A 20,828-nucleotide genomic window follows, 5' to 3' on the forward strand; every position below is an offset into this window, starting at 1 on the left:
ACCTCCTCAGTAGCCCAGGTAGGCGCGGCGCATGTCCTCGTTGCCGCGGACCTCGTCGGCGCTGCCGGACAGCACGATCGAGCCGGACTCGAGCACGTAGCCACGGGTGGCGAAGGAGAGCGCGAGCTCGGCGTTCTGCTCGACGATGAGCATCGCCACGGACTCCTCGCGGTTGATCTCCTCGAGCTGGGCGAACAGCCCGCGCGTGATGATCTGGGCCAGGCCCAGCGACGGCTCGTCCAGCAGCAGCAGCCGCGGGCGCGCCATCAGCCCGCGCGCGATGGCGAGCATCTGCTGCTCGCCGCCGCTCATCCCGCCGGCCAGCTGCGTGCGCCGCTCGGCCAGCCGGGGGAAGACGTCGTACCAGCGGTTGATGTCGGCCTCGATGCCCTTGGTGTCCTTGCGGTTCCAGGCACCGACGCGCAGGTTCTCCTCGACCGAGAGGACGCCGAAGACGCCGCGGCCCTGGGGCACGTGCGAGATGCCCTGGCGCACGATCCACTCGGTCGGCTTCCCGGTGAGCTCGGTGCCGCCGAGACGGACCGAGCCGCGGGTGCCGACCATGCCGCAGATGGAGCGCAGCGTGGTCGTCTTGCCCGCGCCGTTGGCGCCGAGCAGGACGACGACCTCGCCCTCGCCCACCTGCAGGTCGATGCCGCGCAGCACCTCCGCCTCCCCGTAGGAGGCGTGGACGCCGGACAGCTGGAGCAGCGGCTCAGCCACGACCCGCCTCCTCCGCGGAGCCGTCGCCACCGAGGTAGGCCTCGATGACCGCGGGGTCACGCTGCACCTGGGCGGGGGTGCCGTCGGCGATCCGCCGTCCGAAGTCGAGGACGGTGACCCGGTCGCTGATGCCCATGACCATCTTCATGTGGTGCTCGACCAGCAGCACCGACAGCCCGAAGTCGTCGCGCAGCCCGCGGATGACCGCACCGAGCTCGTCGACCTCGGAGTGGGTCAGGCCGTTGGCCGGCTCGTCGAGCAGCAGCAGCTTGGGCCGCGCGGCCATGGCGCGGGCCAGCTCGATCCGCTTCATCGTGCCGAAGGGCAGCCCGGCCACCGGCCGCAGCGCGAGGTGGGCGAGGTCCAGCCGCTCGAGCAGGGCCATCGCCTTGGTCCGCGCCGCGGAGTCGGTGCGCCGGGTGCCGATCCGGAACGCGGACCGGATCCAGCCGCCGCGGCCCCGCGAGTGCGCCCCGACGGCGATGTTGTCCAGCACCGTCATGGTCGGGAACAGCGCGATGTTCTGGAACGTGCGGGCCACGCCCACCTCGGCGATCCGGTGGGCCGGCAGCCGGAGCAGGTCGATGCCGTCGAGCAGCACCTGACCCGAGCTGGCCTCGTAGACCCGGCTGACGACGTTGAACATCGTCGTCTTGCCGGCACCGTTGGGGCCGATCAGGCCGCAGATGCTGCCCTTGGGGACGTCGAAGGACAGGCCGTCGAGGGCCACCACGCCGCCGAAGCGGACGCTGACGTCCTCCACCCGCAGGAGCGGGACGTCGTCCTGGCCGTACCGCGGAGCCGCCGCGGCGGCGGTCGCACCGGTCATCGCGTCACTGCCAGCGCAGGAAGCCCATGCCGCAGCCGGTGCCCGCCGCCGTGCGGTAGCACGGGGCGTACTCCGACCACGCGACCTCGCGGTCGTGCATGGCGCCGGCGACGGCCACCCAGTTGCGGATCTCCGAGGAGCCGGCGTTGAGCAGCTCGTCGGGGATGGTGCGCAGCGACTCGGCGTCCCGGTTGGTGATGCCGTCGAGGACGCGGCGGTCCAGCTGCTCGTCGACGACGAAGTGGGACAGCCCGCCGGAGGCGACCAGCACCACGCGCGCCTCCACCGGGGAGGCCTCGATCGCTTCCCGCAACGCCGTTCCGAAGGCGTGGCAGCGCTTGGCCGAGGGCTGGTTCGGCGGGTAGTAGGTGTTCAGCATGACCGGGACGACGGGGACGTCGGTCCGCTCGCCCAGCAGCCGCTGGATGATGAAGCCGTAGGCGTGCCCGAAGCCGTGGCCGGGCGGGGTGCTGGCGACGCTGGCGACGTCGAACTCGCGGGCGACCAGGCCGGTGATCGCGTCGAGGGCCAGCTGCGGGTGCCCGTCGAACTTGTGGACGGCGTCCATCGCGTAGCCGGTCTTGACCGCCTCGAAGAACTCCCCGGGCGGAGCGCCCTCCATCGTGCCGGTCTCCCAGGTGTCACCCCAGAAGATCGCCATCGACGGCTGGTTGGTCGCGTCGAAGACCTCCTCCTGGTCGTCACCGACGACCACGAGCACGTCCGGCCGCAGCTCGGCGAGGTCGGCGGCCAGCCGGTCCATGCCCTGCAGGCAGGCGGTGTAGCGCTGCTCCCACACCTCGTCGGTGAGCTCGGCGGCGAACCGGTCCCCCACCGCGGCGGACAGCTCGTCGAAGGTGACGTGCCGGCCGGCGTTGTCGTAGAGCTCCTTGTTGGTGCGGTCCTGGGCGGCCCGCTCCCGCCACAGGCGCGGGTTCGTGAGCAGCATCGGGCTGTGCGAGGTGCCGATCGCCCCGACGATGGTGGCCATCAACGCTCCTTGAGGGGTCGAGGGGGCCCGGCGTCGCCGGGCGGGAGGGGGTTCCGGGCACGTGCCGGCCGGCCGCCGGGAGGGCGGCCGGCCGGCACGGAGGTCAGTACGCGACCTGCTTGCCGGTCACCGGGTGCTCGTAGTGGAACGGCATCGCCTCGGCGTGGGGGAACATCTTCCAGTCGTCGACGATCTCGTCGGGACCGTGCGGGTCGGCCGGGTAGGTCTCGGTCAGGTAGCCCTCGTACTCGACGGGGCAGCGCGCCCAGCCCTTGTCGAAGTCGCCCTGCCAGAACGACCGCAGATTGAGCAGCTTGATCCGCCACTCGCCGTCCTGCTTGACGTACTCGTTCTCGTAGATGCCGCCCTCGAACCACTGGCGGAAGCCGGGCACGGTCTCGTGGGTGCCGGCCTGCATGACCGAGCGGAACCGGGCCTTGGCCGACCGGCCGTCCTCGGAGAGCGTGATGATCCCCTGCATCTGCGGGTGGTCGAGCAGCCGGCCGTAGCGCGGGCCGTTGTGCCCCTCGGCGAACTTCGTCATGAAGCGGCCGGTGTACAGGCGCGCGACGCCCTCCTTGCCGCGGAACACGCCGTGCAGGAAGCGCACCTCGGCGCCCTCGTCGGCGAAGAGCTCGACGACCTCCTCGTAGTAGGTCTTGTCGAGGTAGTAGCCGTACGTGTACTGCAGCCGCCGGATCGCCTCGATGTCCTCGGCCCGGGTGAGCCGGTTCTCCAGTTCCGCGATCCGCGCCTCGAGGGCGGCCACCTGGTCAGTCATCTCGCTCCTCCGCGTCGTCCTCTGCCACGGCCGCCGGGCGCGGCGGGGGCAAGCGGCAACGTATGCGTGACGCTGGTCACCGTCAACGATCTGACAAACGTTTCCGTCAGGCGCAAGACCTGGCGTCTCTTCCCGGGACGGCAGAACACGGGCTCTGAACACATAAGTGCTGGTCAGCGCAGTGGCGGAGAGTTCCCTGTCGCCCGATCGGGGTACGACGGCGACCTGATGCGCTTCCTTGACGAGAGGCAACCGGGGTGCCAGCCTCCACCCGTCCGCCCGCTGGGCCGGCGCCGTCGGCGCGCCCCGCGGGCCGGTACCGGGCCGAACCCGGGTCGAACCCGAGCGCCGGGCACCGCGGCCCGGCCGAGGAAGGGGAACGCGCATGCTCATCGACGCCGCCGCGAAGCTGGAGCCAGAGGCGCTGCGGTGCCCGTTCCCCGCCTACGCGGAGCTGCGCAAGCAGGGGGTCACCTTCGTCGAGGCGGCCAACGCCTATCTGGTGACCCGCGCCGAGGACATCGACGCCGTGCTGCGCGACCACACGACGTTCAGCTCCCTCAACGCCATCGGCGCGCCCCCGATCCCGCCGGACAGCGAGATGGCCAAGCGGGTGCCCTTCCTGCTGCTGTCGGACGAGCCGGTGCACTCCGAGCGCCGCAAGCTCGTGCAGCGCGCCTTCACCCCGAGCCGGCTGGCGAAGTTCGAGCCGCGCATCCGGGAGCTGTGCACCGCCCTGGTCGAGGCGATGCGCGGGCGCACCGAGGTCGAGTTCATGGAGGAGTTCGCCGTCCCGCTGCCGATCGCGGTCATCACCACCGTGCTCGGCGTCCCGGGCGAGGAGACCGCCTCCTTCCGCCGCCTGTCGGAGGAGCTCGCCGCCACCGTCGGCAACCACGCCGCCGACCCGGCCGACATCGTGCGCATCGCCGAGGAGTTCGCGGCCCTGCTCGCCCCCTCACTGGAGGCCGCCGCGGCCGCCGAGGAGGAGGACACGATCCTCCACACCATCGCCGCCGCCGAGCGCACCGCCGGGCTGCCCCGGCACGACTCCACGCGGTTCGTCATGGAGCTGCTGATCGCCGGCAACGTGACCACGACCGACCACCTCGGCAACAGCATGGTGCTGCTGGCCCGCGACCCCGAGCTCGCCGACCGGCTGCGCACCGACCCGTCGCGGCTGTCGTACTTCATCGAGGAGTCGCTGCGGCTGGAGTCGCCGATCCAGGGGCTGTTCCGCATCACCACGCGCGACACCGAGGTCGGCGGGGTGCCGATCCCGGCCGGCTCGCGGGTGCAGGTCATGTACGGCTCGGGCAACCGTGACGCGGCCCTGGTCGAGCGGCCCGACGAGCTCGACCTCGCCCGCCGCGCGCCGTCTGCCCACCTGGCCTTCGGCAAGGGCGTGCACTCCTGCCTGGGCAACATCCTCGCCCGGCTGGAGAGCCGGGTGGCGCTGGAGACGCTGCTCGGCAGCACCCGCCGGATCGAGCCGGCCGTCGACGCCGACGCCGTCGACTACCTGCCGAGCTTCGTCAACCGCGGGCCACAGGCCCTGCCGCTCCGCGTGCAGTGGGACGACTGACCACCGCCGTCGTCACCGGCGGGGCGCGCGGCATCGGCCGCGCGCTCGCCGAGCGGCTGCACGCCGACGGGCACGCGGTCACCGTGCTGGACGTCGTCGAGCCCGACGACGACGCACCGACCGACTGGATCCGCTGCGACGTCACCGAGCCCGACCAGCTGCAGGCGGCCATGGAGACCGTCGCGGGGGCGGCCGGGGGCATCGACGTCCTGGTGAACAACGCCGGGCTCATCTCACCGCGGCGCCCCTACCTGGAGTCGGGCAAGGAGGAGCTGCTGCGGTACCTGACGGTCAACGCCGTCGGCTACGCGCTGGCCACCCAGGCCGCCCACCCGTACCTGGTCGCCGGCGACCGCGGCTGCGTGGTCAACGTCGCCTCGCGGACGTTCTTCACCGGCAGCCCGGGACAGCTGGCCTACGTGGCCAGCAAGGGCGCCGTCCTCGGCATGACGCGGGTGCTGGCCAAGGAGCTGGGGCCGCACGGCGTCACCGTCAACGCGGTCATGCCCGGGCAGGTCGCCACCCCGGGGACCGAGCAGTACAACTCCGAGGAGGACTTCGACCGCACGATGGCCCAGCAGGCCATCCGGCGGCGGGTCCAGCCGGAGGACCTCGCCGGCCTGGTGTCCTTCCTCTGCGGCCCCGACGCCCGCATGGTCACCGGCCAGACCATCGTCTGCGACGGCGGCGGCTACCTGCACTGAGTGCGGCCTTCGTGGCCACTCTGGCCGCTCCGGACTGAGCGGCGGCCTCCCGCCCGTTCGACATGGCGGAATGATCGGTGAGAAGTGGTCCGCATGGCGGGACGTCGGTTAGCGTTCCTCCTCGGGTCGTGGGCCGCGTCACAGCGTCGTGGGCCGCGGTCCGCCGAGAGGAGAACCCCGTCCGATGCTGCACCGCCGCACCACCGTCGCCGCCCTCACCGGCGTCACCCTGCTCGTCGCCTCCTGCGGCGGCGGGGACGACGCCGCCTCCTCGACCCCCGAGGAGGGCGGGCTCACCACGATCACCGTCGCCGACACCGCCGGCGCCCCGCTGAACTTCCTGACCTACGGCGTCCAGCAGGGGCACTTCGAGGACGCCGGCCTGGAGCTCGAGGTCAGCGCCTCCACCGGCGGCGCCACCGTCATCCCGCAGCTGGTCCAGGGCGACCTCGACGTCGCCGGCTCCAACGTGGTGTCGGTCCTCGTCGCCGCCGAGCAGGGCCTGCCGCTGCGCATGGTCGCCGGTGGCACCAGCACCTCCGAGGAGACCGAGCAGGACTTCTCCGCCCTCATGGTCGCCCCCGACAGCCCGGTCACCGACATCTCCCAGCTGGCGGGGCAGCGGATCGCGGTGAACACGCTGCGCAACATCAACGACGTCGTCGTCGGCGCGATGCTGGAGGACGCCGGGCTGGCCCCCGACAGCGTGGAGTTCGTCGAGCTGCCCTTCCCCGACATGGCGCCGGCGGTGCTCGGTGGTGACGTGGCCGCCGCCGTGGTCATCGAGCCGTTCCTCACCTCGGCCGAGCAGCAGGGCATGAAGATCATCGGTCACCCGTACTCCGAGCTGAGGCCGGGCCTGCAGATCGGCACCTACGTGATGAGCGCCCAGGCGGTGCAGGAGGAGCCCGAGGTGGCCGAGGCCTTCCTCGAGGGTGTGCAGGCGACCGCCGACGACATCCGCGAGGACCCGGAGGCCTTCCGCGCCGCCCTGCCCGAGATCAGCGACATCTCCCCCGAGCTCGCCGCGCAGGTGCGGATCAACACCTGGCAGGGCGCCACCGACCGGGAGTCGGTGGAGCTCATCCAGGACCGGATGGTCAGCTACGGCCTGATCGACGCGCCGGTCGACCTCGACGAGGTCGTCGTCGGATGACCGCCCACGGGAGCATCGCAGTGAGCGCCGGCGAACGAGGAGCGGACCGGGGCGCGGGATCCGACCAGGAGCAGAGTCGGACGACCGCGCAGACCGTGCAGACGCAGGTCGCCATCGTCGGCGGCGGGCCGGTCGGGACGGGCCTGGCCATCGCCCTGGGGCAGCGCGGCATCCGGTGCGCCGTGATCGAGCGCCGCCCGGAGCCGCAGCAGGTGCCGAAGGGCCAGAACCTGACCCAGCGGACCATGGAGCACATGCGGGCCTGGGGCGTCGAGGACCGCGTCCGCGCGGGCCGGCGCATCCCCACGGAGTACGGCATCGGCGGCATGACGGCCTACGGCTCGCTGCTGGGCCCGTACGCCTACGACTGGCACCGCCGGGCCGCGGTCCGCCGCTTCTACGCGGCCGACAACGAGCGCCTCCCCCAGTACGCCACCGAGGCGGCGCTGCGCGCCCGCGTCGCGGAGGTCCCGGCCGTCTCCCTGCACCACGGCTGGAAGGCCGAGGAGGTCACCCAGGACGACGGCGGCGTCCGCGTCCGGGCCACCGACGGTTCCGGCGGGGTCCTCGAGGTCGAAGCCGAGTACGCGGTGGGCTGCGACGGCGCCCGGTCGGTCGTCCGCGAGGCGGCCGGGATCCCGCAGACCCGCTCGGACCACGACCAGCTGATGGTGCTGCTGGTCTTCCGCTCCCGGCAGCTCGACGACCTGCTCGAGCGCTACCGGGGCCGGTCGTACTTCAACGTGCTCAACCCCGAGCTCGAGGGCTACTGGCAGTTCCTGGGCCGGGTCGACGCCCGGGAGACCTGGTTCTTCCACGCGCCGGTCGACCGGGAGACCACCGACGCGAACACCGACTTCCGCCCCCTGCTGTTCGGCACGGTCGGGGCGGAGTTCGACGTCGAGTTCCAGCACGTCGGCTTCTGGGACCTGCGCTTCGCCCTCGCCGACCGGTACCGCGCGGGCCGGCTGTTCATCGCCGGCGACGCCGCGCACAGCCACCCCCCGTACGGCGGCTTCGGCATCAACACCGGGTTCGAGGACGCCGCGAACCTCGCGTGGAAGCTCGGCGCGGCCCTGGAGGGCTGGGCGGGCGCCGACCTGCTGGACTCCTACGACGCCGAACGACGGCCGGTCTTCGCCTCGACCCGCGACGACTTCATCAACAAGTCGATCGAGGTCGACCGGGACTTCCTCGCCGCCCACGATCCCCAGCGGGACCTCGCGGCCTTCGAGGCCGCCTGGGAGGAGCGGGCGTCGGGCTCCCCCGAGGAGGTCGACGCGTTCGAGCCGAACTACGAGGGCTCGCCGGTCGTGGCCGGGCACGGCGGCGGCACGCCCAGCGCCCTGGGCCGTCACGAGACCCGGGCCCGGCCCGGCCACCACCTCGCCGCCCAGCCGGAGGGCGCGGACGTCGACCTGTTCGACCACCTGACCGGCGGCGGGTTCGTGCTGCTGCGCGCCGGGCACGGCGGCGACGAGCTGGTGGCGGCGGCGAAGGACGCCGGCGTCCCGCTCTCCGTCGTCGACGTCGGCGCCGACGTCCGGGCCGCCTACGGCGCGGACCTGGTGCTCGTGCGGCCCGACCAGTACGTCGCCTGGGCCGGCGACGCGGCCGAGGACGCCGACGCGCTGATCGCCACCGTCACGGGGCGCTGATCCCACCCCCGCTCCGGCCTTCGTGGCCACTTCGGCCGTCTGCGAGACGGCCGAAGTGGCCACAAGGGCCGAGCGGCGTCAGCGGGGCAGGCCCAGCGCGCGGGCCACCAGGTTGCGCTGGATGTCGTTGGTCCCGCCCGAGACCACCATCATGATCGACAGCCGCAGGGACTCCTCGAAGGTCTGCGGCGCCCCGGAGTTCGGACCGTCGGCCAGAGCCGCGGCCGGCCCCAGCAGGCCGAGCACGGCCTCGCCGAAGTCCTCCTCCAGCTCGCTGCCGATGATCTTCGCCATCGCGGCGGCCGCCGGGTCGCTGCCGGCCCCCAGCGCGCGACGGGTGCTCGACGCCACCAGCGCCCGCGCCGCCTGGAGCCGGACGGCGAGCCCGGTGAGCGTGGCCCGCGCCGCCGACCCGCGCTCCCCCGCGACGGCCGGTTCGGCCCGCAGGACGCCGAGCAGGTCGTCGAACAGCCGCAGCAGCCGGGCGGTCCCCGATGCGATGTGGATGCGCTCGTGCGCCAGCGCCTCGGTGAGCACCCGCCAGCCGGCACCCGGCTCGCCGACCCGCGCCGAGTCGGGCACCCGGACGTCGTCGAAGAACGACGAGCAGGAGATCTCCCCGCCCAGCGACCGGTGCTCCTGGATGCTCCAGCCGGGCAGCCCGACGGGGAAGCAGAACACCGTGATCCCGGCGTGCGCCCGCGCCTCGGGGTCGGTGCGCGCGGCCAGCCAGATCCACTCCGCCTGGTGCGCGCCGGTCCCCCACATCTTCTGGCCGTTGACCACCCACTCCTCGCCGTCCCGGCGGGCGGTGGTGCGCAGGTGGGCGAGGTCCGAGCCGATCTCGGGCTCGGAGTAGCCGAGGTAGAACGGCATCCGGCCCCGGCTGATCAGCGGGAGGAACTGCTCCTTCTGCTCCGGGCTCCCGTGCGCGGCGATCGACGGGCCGAGCATCGCCGCCGCCACGCGGGCGCCACGCGCCAGACCGGCGTAGGTGAGCTCCTCCCCGATCGCGACCTGCTCGGCCGGTGTGGCGGCCCGGCCCCCGAACTCCCGGGGCAGCCCCGGGGCCAGGTAGCCCGCGTCGGCGAGCAGGGCCAGCAGCGCGCGGTCCTCCCCCGTCAGCCCGGCCGGCACCCGCTCGGCGACGAACGCGCGCACCTCGGCGCGGGCGGCCTCGGCGTGCTCGCCCAGGTCCAGCGGTGGCAGCCCGGCGCCGGTCTCCAGCAGCACGTCGGCGGGTTCCCCGGCGGCGGCCGGCAGCGCGGCCAGCCGGGTGACGTCGGCGTGCACGCGGCGGAACAGCCACGGCGCCTCGTGCTCCTCGAAGTAGCCGATGGCGGCGAGGGTGTGGTGGGCGCCGAACTGCACCCGGGCCGCGGTCGCGGCGGCGTGCGCGACGGCGAGCTCGGTGGCCAGCAGCCAGGCCGGGTCCCCCGCGAGGCCCAGCCGCACCGCCTCGTCGGCCAGCGCGGCGAAGGCGGCGACGTCGATGGCCCCGTTCACGCAGCGGTGCGAGACCGCCTGGAACGAGCCGATCGGCCGGCCGAACTGCTGCCGCAGGTCGGCGTGCTCCAGCGCCAGCTCCGCCGACCGCCCGGCCGCGCCGTACGCGCGAGCGGCCAGCGCGAGCCGCAGCACCGCCCGCGCCTCCTCCGCGTCGGCGGCGGCCACCGGCACGGTCACCGCACCGTCGGCGGCCAGGTCGACGTCGGACCAGGCCGGCGCCGGGGTCCCCGCGGTGGGACGGACGGCGGCGATCGGCGCGAGCCGGGCCTCGCCGTCCCCCGCGGGGAGCAGCAGGACGTGCGTGGCCGCCGCCGCGGCCTCGACGAACCGGACGGTCCCGGTCGCGGCCTCCGCGGCCGCCACCACGGGGCGGATGCGCCCCGCGGCGACGTCGGTGGCCAGCTCGCCGCCGAGCAGTCGGGCGGCGACGTAGCCGTCGGCCAGCGGCAGCGGGCAGGCCAGCCGGCCCAGCTCCCCGGTGACGGCGAGGAGCGCGTCGAGGGCCCCCTCGGCGCCGAGCTCCGTCCAGCCCTGCCGGACGGCGACGTCCCAGGCGGCCCGCAGCGCCGCGTCCCCGGCGTCCGGGCGCCCCGCGACCTGCGGGGCGTCCCAGGCCGGCTGCAGCGCGCCGGCGACGGTGGCCCGCAGGTCGGCGAGCTCCTCGACGGCGAGCGCGGTCATGCCCCCTGCGGTCCCTTCCATCGGCTGAACACCGTGCGCGCGTTCTGCTCGAAGACGGCCGCGCGGTCCTCGTCGGTCAGCGTGTCGATGGACGCGATGACCGGCTTGAGGTCGTCGAACGGCCGGCCGGTGTCGGGGTCGGTCACCGAGCCGCTGCCCGGGCGCTCGGTGCCGAACAGGCAGCGGTCGGCGCCGACGGTGGCGAACAGGTAGGCCAGCGAGGCCTTGTCGTAGAGGACCGTGTCGAACCACAGCCGCCGCAGCGAGACCTCGAACCGCTCCTCGAGGACGTCCTTGCCGAGGCCCGGCGCCTGGCGGGCGGCCTTCCAGCGGCCGATCTGGTACGGGATCGACCCGCCGCCGTGCCCGACGATGATCTTCAGGTCCGGGAAGTCGAGCAGCGTGCGCGAGCGCATCAGCGAGAGGACGGCGATCGACTCCTCGGTGATGAAGTGGTCGCTGTAGACCTCACGGCCGTTGTAGCAGCCCGCGGAGTGGATCAGCGCCGGGACGTCGAGCTCGACCAGCTTCTCCCACAGCGGGTACCAGAACTCGTCGCCGAGGGTCGGGGTGTCCCCGCCGGTGCCCTCGTACGGGTCGGGGTTGAGGCTGACCCCGATGAAGCCGAGGTCCTCCACGGCGCGGGTCAGCTCGTCGAAGCAGGACTCCACCGGCGCGCCCGCGCACAGCGGCAGCCCGGCCACCCCGGCCAGCCGGTCGGGGTGCAGGGCCACCGAGCGGGCGATGACGTCGTTGTTGGCGCGGATCCAGCGGTGCACGATCTCGGCCGGCTTGGCGGAGTGCATCTGCTGGAACGGCCGCGGGGAGATGAACTGCACGTCGGTGCCGACGCCGTCCATGATCGCCACGTTGCCGGCCGCCGAGGCGGCGAGGGCCTCGTCGGTGAGCTTCGGGGGGTCCTGGTGGTAGCCGCCGCTGCCGAGCAGCTGGGCCCGGTAGGCGTAGAACACCTCGGGCGCGACGACGTGGGCGTGGGCGTCGATGATCACGGGGTCTCCTCGGTCACGTAGGCGATGACCTCGCACTGCACGTGGAAGGCCGGCGGCAGGTCGCCGGGGACGGTGTGCCGCGCCGGGCGGGCGGCGGGGTCGGGGAACATCGCGAGCCAGTGCTCGTCGATGGCGGCGCGCGCCGAGCGGTCGCGCACGTGGAAGGTCAGCTTGGCGACGTGGTCGGTGGTGGCCCCGCCGGCCGCGAGGACGCGACGCAGGTTGGCGAACACCAGCGCGACCTGGGCGGCGACGTCGTCGGGGAGCTCCCCGGTCGCCGGGTCCTGGCCGAGGATGCTGCTGGAGACCAGCAGCGGCCCGACCCGGCTGGCCATGGGGATCGGCGCCCCGCCGTGGTGCAACCCCTCGACCTCGATCGACCGTCGTCCGCTCACTGCGATCCTCCCGGCAGCCCGAACAGCTCCAGCGTCGTGGCGCCGGCGCGCAGCTGCTCCATCGCGTCGGCCTCCTTGCGCTCCCGCGCCTCGCCGGCGGCGACGGCCGCCTCGGCCTGGTCGGCCGGGACGACGACCACCCCGTCGGCGTCGGCCACGACGAGGTCACCCGGTGAGACGAGGACGTCGCCCAGCCGCAGCCGGCCGCCGATCGCGCCGGGGCGCAGCGGGTCCTTGACGGTGCCGCGGATGCAGGTGCCGGTGCTGAACACCGGGAACCCGAGCCGCTGCATCTGCACCGCGTCGCGCACGCAGCCGCCGATGACCAGGCCGGCGATGCCGCGCTCCTGGGCGGCGGTCGCCATGATCTCGCCCCAGTAGCCGAAGTCCTCGCCGGTGCCGACCTCGACGACCAGCACCTCGCCGGGGGCCGCGGTGTAGATGGCGCGGTGCAGCCAGAGGTTGTCGCCGTCCGGGCAGAGCACGGTCGCGGCCGGGCCGGCGATCGGCGGCTGCTCCCGGTACAGGGCGCTGATGGAGGAGGGCAGCGCGCCGATGCGGCCGGCGGCCTCGTGCACGGTGGAAGCGCCGAGGTGCGCCGCCCGCGGGACGAGGTCGGTGCTCCAGCCGCTCACCGGGCGCCGTTCGCGCGCTGCAGCTCGTGGTAGCCCTGCGCGGCCCGCGCGTCGCGGAGGCTCGCGCCGGCCAGCGCGGCGGCGAGGATGGCGCCCTCGCGCTCCTCGATCTCCCGGGCGATGGCGAGCACGTCCTGCTCGTACTCGACGGGGATGACGACCACGCCGTCGTCGTCGCCGACCAGCAGGTCGCCGGCGCGCACGCGGATGCCCGCGACGCTGACCGGCGCCCCGACGTCGGAGACGGTGACGCGGTCCTTGCCGGTGCGCATGAACCAGCCGCGGCTGTAGACGGGGTAGCCGATGTCCCGGGCGCGGTGCACGTCGCGGCAGACGCCGTCGATGACCGTGCCGGCCACGCCGCGGGAGGAGGCGACCGCGGTGAGGATGTCGCCCCACACGGTGCAGTCCTCGCGGCCGCCGTTGTCGATCACCACGACGTCCCCGGGCGGGACGTCGTCGACGAAGTCGCCGACGTTGCCGGGCGGCCGGCCGGTGGCCACGTAGCGGACGGTGAACGCGCGGCCGAGCAGCCGCTGCCCGGGCGCCAGCGGCTTGACGCCCTGGCAGGCGGCGGGCAGGGCCAGGCGGTCCATCGCGTCGGACAGCGCGGCCGTCGGGAGCCCGGCGAACTCGGAGGCGGGCAGCAGCTCGCTCATGGGGTGGGGCGCTCCTGGGGGCAGGTCACTGGGGGCTGGGGAACTGCGAGTCGTGCATGACGTCGACGACGGAGCGCCCGGAGCGCACCGCGGCGACCATGTCCCGCTCGCGGGCGGCGATCCGCTCGGCGAGCTCGACCACGCGCTCGGCGAGGTCGGCGGGGACCACCACGGCGCCACAGACGTCGGCGACCAGCAGGTCGCCGGTCCGCGCCGGGACGCCGCAGACGGTGATCTCCTCGTCCATGCCGAGCTGCACGATGCGGCCACGGGCACTGGTGGGGACGACGGCCCGGCCGAACACCGGCAGCCCGAGCTGCTCGCTCTCGCCGATGTCGCGACAGGCGCCGTCGATGACGATCCCGGCGATCCCGGCCTGGGTGGCGGCGGTGCTGAGGATGCCGCCCCAGGAGGAGACGTCGGTGCGACCGCCGGCGTCGACGAGGACGACGTCCCCGCGCTCGGCGGTCTCGATCAGCTGGGTGCCGAGGTGGACCGTGGGCCCGGACCCGGGCTCCTTGGGGCCGACCCGCAGCGTGCGGACCCGGCCGACGACGACCCGGGGCACCGGCCACAGCGGCCGCACCCCCGAGAGGACACCGGCGCGCCCGAAGCCGTCGAGGGCGTCGGACAGCGCGCAAGTGTCGAGGGCCGCCAGCCGGGCCAGCAGGGAAGCCGGCCCGGCCGGCGAGCCGCTCATCAGACGTACTGCCGGACCACGATGGTCGCCACGCAGGCCGGCTTGGTGCCGCCCTCGGTCTCGAAGGTGACCGTCTGCTGGATCTGCACGCCGCCCTTGATCTCGGTGACCTCGTCGACGACGGCCTTGGCGCGCAGCTTGGCACCCACCGGCACCGGCGAGGGGAAGCGGACCTTCTCCGTGCCGTAGTTGACGCCCATGCCGAAGCCGGTGAACTCGGTCAGCTGCGGCAGGAACCGCGGGATGAGGGAGAGGGTCAAGTAGCCGTGGGCGATCGGGCCGCCGAAGGGGCTCTCCTTCTTCGCCCGCTCCACGTCGACGTGGATCCACTGGTGGTCGCCGGTGGCGTCGGCGAACAGGTTGACCATCTCCTGGGTGATCTCGACGTACTCGGTCGGGCCGAGCTCCTTGCCGACGAGGCTCTTGACGCCCTCGACGCCGTCGACGCTGATGGGGGTGGCCATGGGGTCCTCCTAGGGGTGTGTGCGTGGACTACTGGGCGGACTCGGCCAGGCGCCGAGCCCAGGACAGGTCGGCCTTGCCGGACGGGCTGCGCTTGAGCTCGTCGACGACGACCAGTTCGCGGGGGCGCTTGTGGTCGGCCAGCCGCTCGCCGACGTAGGACCGCGCCTCCTCGTCGGTGAGCTGCGCGCCGGGGCGCAACGCGACGACGGCGACGATCCGGGAACCCCACCGCTGGTCGGGGGCGCCGACGACCATGGCGTCCCGGACGGCCGGGTGGGTGAGCAGGACCTGCTCGACCTCCTCGGCGTAGACCTTCTCGCCGCCGGTGTTGATGACCCGGCTGCCGCGGCCGTGGAAGACCACGGTGCCGTCGGCGTCGATGCTGGCCATGTCGCCGGGGACGACCCACCGCCGCCCGCCGAACTCGCGGAAGGTCTTGGCGGTCGCCTCGGCGTCGCCCTGGTAGCCGATGTGCTCGTCGACCGGCGCGGCCAGCATCCCGATCTCACCGGAGCCGGCCGCGATCGGCCGGCCGGTCTCGTCGATGACCTGCGCGCCCGGGAAGAGCTGGAAGCGCGCGGTCTCGGTCGGGTCGCCCCGCCGGGTCTCCTGGACGGCGTAGGGACCGCCCTCCGAGGAGGCGACGAGGTCGCGGCAGACCATGTCGGCGTGGTGGAGCAGCCGCTGCTTGACGTCGGCGCTCCAGGTCACCCCGACGCTGATCATCAGCCGCAGGGTCGACAGGTCGTACGGGCGGCCGGCGGCCTCGGCGGCGTCGAGCGCGTCGGCCAGCGGCCGGGCGAAGACGTCACCGACGATCGACACCGTGTCGACCTGCTCCCGCTGCACCGTGGCCGCGAGCTCGTCGGGGTCGTAGGACTTCGACGCGAGGTAGACCACCCGCCCGCCGGCCAGCAGCGCGCCGAAGGTCGTGTACATGCCGGTCGCGTGCATCAGCGGCGGCGCCGGCAGGCACACCATCGCGTCCCGGTCGACGCCGAGCCGCTGCAGCGTGGCCCGCAGCTCCTCCAGCGACTGCGGGAGGCGCTCCCCCAGCAGCAGCAGCCCGTTGGCGCTGCACGTGGCGAACAGCCCGGAGTGCCGGGACAGCACGCCCTTGGGCTTGCCGGTGGTGCCGCCGGTGTACATCAGCCAGTGGTCGTTGCCGCGCTGGATGCGCGGCGCCGGCTCGGCGGCGGCCAGGGCCTGCTCGTAGTCGGCCGCCCACGCGGGGACGTCGTCCGGCGCGCCGACCTGGACCAGCGCGGTCAGCTTCGGCAGCGCGCTCCGGGCCTCGCCGAACCGCTCGGCCAGCGAGGCGTCGAAGACGACGGCCTCGGCCTGCGCGTCCTCCAGCAGCTGCACGATCTCGTCGCGGCGGTACCGGTAGTTGACGTTCAGCGGCACCGCACGCAGCTTGAGGATCGCGAAGACGCTCTCCAGGTACTCGATGCCGTTGTAGAGCGCCACGGCCACCCGCGACTCCGGGCCGATGCCCTGGGCGGCGAGGTGTCCGGCGAGCCGGGACGCGCGCTCGTCGAGCTCGGCCCACGTGCGGCTCCGGTCGCCGTGGCTGACCGCCAGCCGGTCGCGCCGGAGGTCCCCCACCGTCTCCAGGACGGTCGCGAAGCTCTCGTTCACGCCCCGTTCCCGGAAGCGGTGAGGCCGACGGGCCCGAGGCCGAAGAGCTTAGCGGCGTTCTCCTTCATGATCTTCGGCCGGACCTCGTCCTTGATCGAGATCGAGTCGAAGTCCTTCATCCACCGCTCGGGCGTGATGACCGGGAAGTCGGACCCGAAGAGCACCTTGTTCTTCAGCAGCGAGTTGGCGTACTGCACCAGCTGCGGCGGGAAGTACTTCGGCGACCAGCCCGACAGGTCGATGTACACCTGCGGCTTGTGCGTGGCCACCGACAGCGCCTCGTCCTGCCACGGGAAGGACGGGTGCGCCAGGATGATCTTCATGTCCGGGAAGTCGACGGCGACGTCGTCGACGTGCATCGGGTTGGAGTACTTCAGCCGGATGCCGCCGCCGGCGCGCTGGCCGGCGCCCACGCCGGTCTGGCCGGTGTGGAACAGCGCCACCAGGTTGTGCTCGGCGATGACCTCGTAGAGCGGGTAGGCCATCCGGTCGTTCGGGAAGAACGCCTGGGTGTTCGGGTGGAACTTGAAGCCCTTGACCCCGTACTCGGTGACCAGCTTCCGGGCCGCCCGCACACCGGCCGCGCCGCGGGCCGGGTCGATGCTGCCGAAGGGGATGATGACGTCGCTGTGCTCGGCGGCGAGCTCGGCGACCTCCTCGTTCGTGGGCACCGGCTCCTCACCGGTCTGCGACACGCTGTCGACGCCGAAGGCGACCGCGGCCATCTTCCGCTCGCGGTAGTACTCGGCCAGCTCCGGCAGCGAGTACTCGGGCATCTTGCCGATGCCGAAGTACTCCCCCATGTCCTCGGCCCCGGCGCTGCGCGGTGCCGTGCCCCGCACCGACTTGTGCACGTGGGTGTGCACGTCGATGGCGACGATCTCGTCCAGGTTGATCCCCATGCCGGTCACTTCCCCGCGGGCTGGCCGGGGACGGTGTCCGGCTTGAAGGGCTGCAGGTGCGGCTGGAAGGTGGTCGGGAAGGCCTCGGCCAGCGCGTCGGCGCTCCAGCCGCCCTCGCGGACCTCGACCGCGACCTCGGTCGGGTGCGACCAGATCGCGATCCGGTCGCCGCCGGCGGCAATGGCCTGGCCGGTGACGCCGGCGGCCTCGTCGGAGGCGAGGAAGACCACGAGCCCGGCGACGTCGTCCGGGGTGCCCAGGCCGCTGGCGCGGACGTCGGCGGGCAGCTGTTCGCCCCGCTCGGCCATCTCCACCAGCTCGGCCATGCCGGGGATGGTGGCGACCATGCGGGTCAGGGCGACGGGGATGACGGCGTTGACCGTGGTGCCGCTGCGCTCGAGCTCGGCGGCCCAGGTGCGGACCAGGCCGACGATGCCGGCCTTGGAGGCGGTGTAGCCGGTCTGGCCGAAGCTGGCGCGCTGGCCGGCCGGCGAGCCGATGAGGATGAGGCGGCCGTTGCCGCCCTGCTCCTTGAACTGCCTGGCGGCGGCCCGGCCGCAGGTGAAGGTGCCGCGCAGGTGGGTCTCGACGACGACGTCGAAGTCGGCGTCCTCCATCTTCAGCAGCGTGCGGTCCCGCAGGACGCCGGCGTTGGTGACCATGACGTCCAGCCGGCCGAACTCCCCGACCGCCTTGGCGACGAGCGCGTCGGCGGCCTCGGTGGAGCCGATGGCCGAGCCCTCGGCGACCGCGGAGCCACCGGCGGCCTGGATGGCCTTGACCGTCTCCTCGGCGAGCTCGACGTCGAGGTCGTTGACCACGACGGCGGCGCCGGCCGCGGCGAGCGCCTTGGCGTAGGCCTGGCCGAGGCCGCGACCGGCCCCGGTGACGACGGCGACCTTGCCGTTCAGCTGCATGGGAGTCCTCTCGAGAGCGTGGCACGGGGGCGCACGGGGTATCCGGGCGGCACGCGCCGAGCACCTGCCGCCTCCGGCAAGTTATTCACTTTCGTGGCGGACGTCAACGCACGAGCGCAGAAAGCGGAAGCCCCCGGGACGCCGCCCCGCGGGTCAGCCGGCGTCGGCGTCGGCGCCGCCGAGGTGTTCCACGAGGCCGGCCGCGATGGCCGCCGCGCCCCGGTCGTACCGGGTCCGCAACCGCAGGGCGACGTGCTCGGCGCGCACGGCCGGCCAGTCCGCCGGCAGGTACTCCACCGGCAGCCCGGGGTCGTGGCGGCCCAGCAGCGTCCACTCGCCGAGCAGCCACAGCTGGCGGGCGAGGTCGTCCGGCGCGTCGGGCAGGGGGTCGGGCCGGTCCCAGCGGGCCAGGAACTGCTCGTAGCCGCGCGCGATCGTGGCGACGTCCCAGGCGTCGTCGATGAGGTCGGGCACCTGGGTGGGGGCGGCGACCGAGGCCCGGAACACCTTGAGGTGGTCCAGGACGTCGAGCTTGCGCACCAGCGCCTCGACGTCCACCTGGCGGGGGGCCACCCACAGGCCGTTCTGCAGCATGCCGAACCCGGCCCACTGGAGGCGGGACCGCAGCAGGTGGCGGTCGGCCCGGCGGCTCTCGGGGAGGGAGAAGCCGAGCAGCGTCCACTGCCCGTCCCAGGTCCGGTTGACCGGCGAGCGCCAGGCGCGCTCGCCGCCCTCGGCGAGCTCGGCACGGGCCCGCGGCGTGGGCGACAGGAAGATCCGCTTGCCGCGGCGGTGCCGTTCGAGGGTGCCGCGGCGCAGCATCCGGCTGACGGTGGACCGCGCCGCGTGCTCCCCGACGCCGACGCGGGCGAGGGCGTCGATGAGACCGAGGGTCGGGACGGCGAGCCCGGGCTCGGTCAGGTGCACGCCGCAGAACATGAGCACGTGGGTCTGCGGCCGCACGTGCGCGGGGGCCAGCGGATCGCCCTCGCCCAGGCCCGGCACCGTCTCGCGGACGTCGGGTGCGAGGTCGTCGTCGCCGGGCGGGCTCGGCGCCACGGTGGTCACGGCGCCGGACTCCACGACGCCGGTGCGGACGTGCTCCTCATCGTGCACTCCTGCCGTTGCGGGACGATTCGCGACGAGCGGGTGACCACGCCCGGGCAACCCCGCTTTCCGCGGGGCGGCAGAGCCGTCTCCCACCGCCGCGACGGTGGGAAACACAATACGCAAGATCGTGACGATCGCCAGTACTGTGCCTCTCATGGAGGAGAATCTGGCGACGATCCTCGAGACCGTGGCCGACCAGCTCGGCGACGCCGTCGCGGTGGTGCAGGGCGACCGGGTCCGGACGTGGGCGGAGCTCGACGACCGCGCGGCCCGCCTCGCCGCCGCCCTGGCCGCCCGCGGCGTGACCGCCGGCGACCGGGTCGGCATCGGTCTGTGGAGCAGCCCGGAGTACGTCGAGGCGGTGTTCGCCGCCTGCAAGCTCGGCGCGACGCCCTTCAACGTCAACTACCGCTACCGCGCCGCGGAGCTCGGCCACGTCCTCGCCGACGCCGGCGCGGCGGCCCTGGTCTTCGACGGGTGGACCGCGGCCGTCGTGGCCGAGGCCGCGACCGGGCTGCCGGCCCTGGTCCGGGTCGGCGCCGCCGCCGAGCACGCCGTCCCCGTCGGGGAGGACCTCGAGCAGCTGCTCGCCGGCACCGCCCCCCTCCCCCGCACCGCCCGCCCCGACGGCGACTGGCTGCTCTACACCGGCGGCACGACCGGCCTGCCCAAGGGCGTCCTGACCCGCCAGTCGACGGTGTTCGCGGTCAGCTGCGTGCCCAACGGGTTCGCCAAGTTCGGCATCCCGGCGCCGCGCACGGTCGACGAGCTGGCCCGGCGCGCCCGCGAGTCGCGCGCCGAGCCCGACCGGCTGGTCACCTACACCCCGACCCCGCTCATGCACGGCACCGGCATCTACACGACCCTCGGCACCCTGGTGGCCGGCGGCCGCATCGTCTTCCCGGCGTCGCGTTCCTTCGACCCCGACGAGCTGGCCGCAGCGGTGGCCCGGCACCGGGTCACCGACCTCGTCATCGTGGGCGACGTCTTCGCCCGGCCCCTGGTCACCGCCCTCGACGCGGCCGCCGCCGCGGGGCGCCCGTACGACCTGTCGAGCCTGCGCCGGGTGGTCTCGGTCGGCGCGGTGTTCAGCGCCGAGAACAAGGCGGCCCTGCTCCGGCACGCCGACGTCGACATCACCGACGTCGTCGTGGCCTCCGAGGGCGGGCCGTACGCGGTGTCCCTCACCCGCCGCGGCGAGGTGGCCCCCACCTCGCGGTTCGTCCTCGCCCCGGGGGCCCGGCTGCTCGACGAGGACGGGCGCGACGTCGTCCCCGGCTCGGGCCGGGTGGGTGTCCTCGCCGCCCCCGCGCCGCCCGAGGTGCACTACGCCGGCGACGCCGCGGCCAGCAACGGAACGTTCCGGGTCGTCGACGGCGTCCGGTACTCCGTGCCCGGCGACCTCGCCCGGCTGGAGGCGGACGGCTCGCTGGTCTTCCAGGGTCGCGGCAGCCGGGTGGTCAACACCGGCGGGGAGAAGGTGCAGCCCGAGGAGGTGGAGCAGGTCCTCCTGCGCCACCCCGCGGTCCGGGACGCGATCGTCGTGGGCGTCCCCGACGAGCGCTTCGGCCAGCGCATCACCGCCGTGGTGGCGCTGGACGACGGGCAGGAGGTGAGCGCGGAGCAGCTGCGCGCCGCCGTGGGCGCGGAGCTGGCCGACTACAAGCGGCCGCGCGAGGTGGTCTTCGTGCGGGAGGTGCACCGCTCCCCCGCCGGGAAGGCCGACCTGCGCTGGGCCGGCCGGGTGGCGCGCGGCGAGGACTGACGCCGCTACCCG

20 protein-coding genes are annotated in these 20,828 nt (G+C 73.9%); 5 read left to right on the forward strand and 15 right to left on the reverse strand.

Features of this window, described 5'->3' with window-relative positions; all coding sequences use genetic code 11:
- Positions 1–6: 6 nt before the first annotated feature.
- The 4 genes from ACI784_RS16570 to ACI784_RS16585 all read right to left on the reverse strand — a co-directional run bounded on the left by ACI784_RS16570 (position 7) and on the right by ACI784_RS16585 (position 3,324).
- A complete protein-coding gene (locus ACI784_RS16570) occupies positions 7–723 on the reverse strand; it encodes an ABC transporter ATP-binding protein (RefSeq protein ID WP_457014183.1) in 717 nt (238 codons plus the stop codon).
- The gene (locus ACI784_RS16575; RefSeq protein ID WP_457014184.1) at positions 716–1,552 is read right to left on the reverse strand and encodes an ABC transporter ATP-binding protein; all 837 of its coding nucleotides are present in this window, start codon (positions 1,550–1,552) and stop codon (positions 716–718) included. The genes ACI784_RS16570 and ACI784_RS16575 overlap by 8 nt, the downstream gene beginning before the upstream one ends.
- Before the next feature lie 4 nt (positions 1,553–1,556).
- Positions 1,557–2,543 (reverse strand): DODA-type extradiol aromatic ring-opening family dioxygenase, encoded by a 987-nt coding sequence (locus tag ACI784_RS16580; RefSeq protein ID WP_457014185.1) that lies wholly within the window; start codon positions 2,541–2,543, stop codon positions 1,557–1,559.
- A 103-nt stretch (positions 2,544–2,646) separates the two neighbouring features.
- Entirely contained in the window at positions 2,647–3,324 is a 678-nt protein-coding gene (locus ACI784_RS16585; protein WP_456924382.1) for a nuclear transport factor 2 family protein, read from the reverse strand.
- 385 nt (positions 3,325–3,709) lie between these two features.
- Between ACI784_RS16585 and ACI784_RS16590 the strand changes: the two genes are divergently transcribed.
- The 4 genes from ACI784_RS16590 (at position 3,710) to ACI784_RS16605 (ending at position 8,427) form a co-directional block, all read left to right on the forward strand.
- On the forward strand, positions 3,710–4,909 hold the full coding sequence (locus ACI784_RS16590) for a cytochrome P450 (RefSeq protein WP_457014186.1): 1,200 nt from the start codon (positions 3,710–3,712) through the stop codon (positions 4,907–4,909).
- A complete protein-coding gene (locus ACI784_RS16595) occupies positions 4,897–5,613 on the forward strand; it encodes an SDR family NAD(P)-dependent oxidoreductase (protein WP_457014187.1) in 717 nt (238 codons plus the stop codon). Before ACI784_RS16590 ends, ACI784_RS16595 begins: the two co-directional genes overlap by 13 nt.
- A gap of 184 nt (positions 5,614–5,797) precedes the next feature.
- Positions 5,798–6,769 carry an ABC transporter substrate-binding protein gene (locus tag ACI784_RS16600; protein ID WP_456924379.1) on the forward strand — a complete coding sequence of 324 codons (972 nt, stop codon included), beginning with the start codon at positions 5,798–5,800 and terminating at the stop codon, positions 6,767–6,769.
- A complete protein-coding gene (locus tag ACI784_RS16605; protein WP_457014188.1) occupies positions 6,766–8,427 on the forward strand; it encodes an FAD-dependent monooxygenase in 1,662 nt (553 codons plus the stop codon). The genes ACI784_RS16600 and ACI784_RS16605 overlap by 4 nt, the downstream gene beginning before the upstream one ends.
- Positions 8,428–8,505: 78 nt before the next feature.
- Here the strand turns inward: ACI784_RS16605 and ACI784_RS16610 are convergent, their stop codons facing one another.
- The 11 genes from ACI784_RS16610 to ACI784_RS16660 form a co-directional block, all read right to left on the reverse strand.
- Positions 8,506–10,617 (reverse strand): acyl-CoA dehydrogenase family protein, encoded by a 2,112-nt coding sequence (locus tag ACI784_RS16610; protein ID WP_457014189.1) that lies wholly within the window; start codon positions 10,615–10,617, stop codon positions 8,506–8,508.
- On the reverse strand, positions 10,614–11,627 hold the full coding sequence (locus ACI784_RS16615; protein WP_457014190.1) for an amidohydrolase family protein: 1,014 nt from the start codon (positions 11,625–11,627) through the stop codon (positions 10,614–10,616). The genes ACI784_RS16610 and ACI784_RS16615 overlap by 4 nt, the downstream gene beginning before the upstream one ends.
- Positions 11,624–12,022 (reverse strand): RidA family protein, encoded by a 399-nt coding sequence (locus ACI784_RS16620; protein ID WP_457014191.1) that lies wholly within the window; start codon positions 12,020–12,022, stop codon positions 11,624–11,626. Before ACI784_RS16620 ends, ACI784_RS16615 begins: the two co-directional genes overlap by 4 nt.
- Complete coding sequence (locus ACI784_RS16625; RefSeq protein ID WP_457014192.1) at positions 12,019–12,657, reverse strand: RraA family protein; 639 nt, start codon at positions 12,655–12,657, stop codon at positions 12,019–12,021. Before ACI784_RS16625 ends, ACI784_RS16620 begins: the two co-directional genes overlap by 4 nt.
- A complete protein-coding gene (locus tag ACI784_RS16630; protein WP_457014194.1) occupies positions 12,654–13,316 on the reverse strand; it encodes an RraA family protein in 663 nt (220 codons plus the stop codon). The genes ACI784_RS16625 and ACI784_RS16630 overlap by 4 nt, the downstream gene beginning before the upstream one ends.
- 25 nt (positions 13,317–13,341) lie before the next feature.
- On the reverse strand, positions 13,342–14,016 hold the full coding sequence (locus ACI784_RS16635) for an RraA family protein (protein ID WP_457014195.1): 675 nt from the start codon (positions 14,014–14,016) through the stop codon (positions 13,342–13,344).
- Positions 14,016–14,480, reverse strand: a complete 465-nt coding sequence (locus ACI784_RS16640; protein ID WP_456924371.1) for a MaoC family dehydratase — start codon at positions 14,478–14,480, stop codon at positions 14,016–14,018. Before ACI784_RS16640 ends, ACI784_RS16635 begins: the two co-directional genes overlap by 1 nt.
- A 28-nt stretch (positions 14,481–14,508) precedes the next feature.
- The gene (locus tag ACI784_RS16645; protein ID WP_457014196.1) at positions 14,509–16,122 is read right to left on the reverse strand and encodes an AMP-binding protein; all 1,614 of its coding nucleotides are present in this window, start codon (positions 16,120–16,122) and stop codon (positions 14,509–14,511) included.
- Complete coding sequence (locus ACI784_RS16650) at positions 16,119–17,024, reverse strand: amidohydrolase family protein (protein ID WP_456924369.1); 906 nt, start codon at positions 17,022–17,024, stop codon at positions 16,119–16,121. The genes ACI784_RS16645 and ACI784_RS16650 overlap by 4 nt, the downstream gene beginning before the upstream one ends.
- A gap of 5 nt (positions 17,025–17,029) precedes the next feature.
- Positions 17,030–17,941, reverse strand: a complete 912-nt coding sequence (locus tag ACI784_RS16655) for an SDR family NAD(P)-dependent oxidoreductase (RefSeq protein WP_457014197.1) — start codon at positions 17,939–17,941, stop codon at positions 17,030–17,032.
- Positions 17,942–18,094: 153 nt separating this feature from the next.
- Entirely contained in the window at positions 18,095–19,009 is a 915-nt protein-coding gene (locus ACI784_RS16660) for a PaaX family transcriptional regulator (protein ID WP_456924367.1), read from the reverse strand.
- Positions 19,010–19,205: 196 nt separating this feature from the next.
- On the opposite strand from ACI784_RS16660, the gene ACI784_RS16665 reads away from it, so the two are divergent.
- Positions 19,206–20,816: an AMP-binding protein gene (locus ACI784_RS16665; protein WP_457014198.1), complete on the forward strand. Its 1,611-nt coding sequence runs from the start codon at positions 19,206–19,208 to the stop codon at positions 20,814–20,816.
- Positions 20,817–20,828 lie beyond the last annotated feature (12 nt).

Source organism: Geodermatophilus sp. SYSU D01186, from assembly GCF_054050215.1.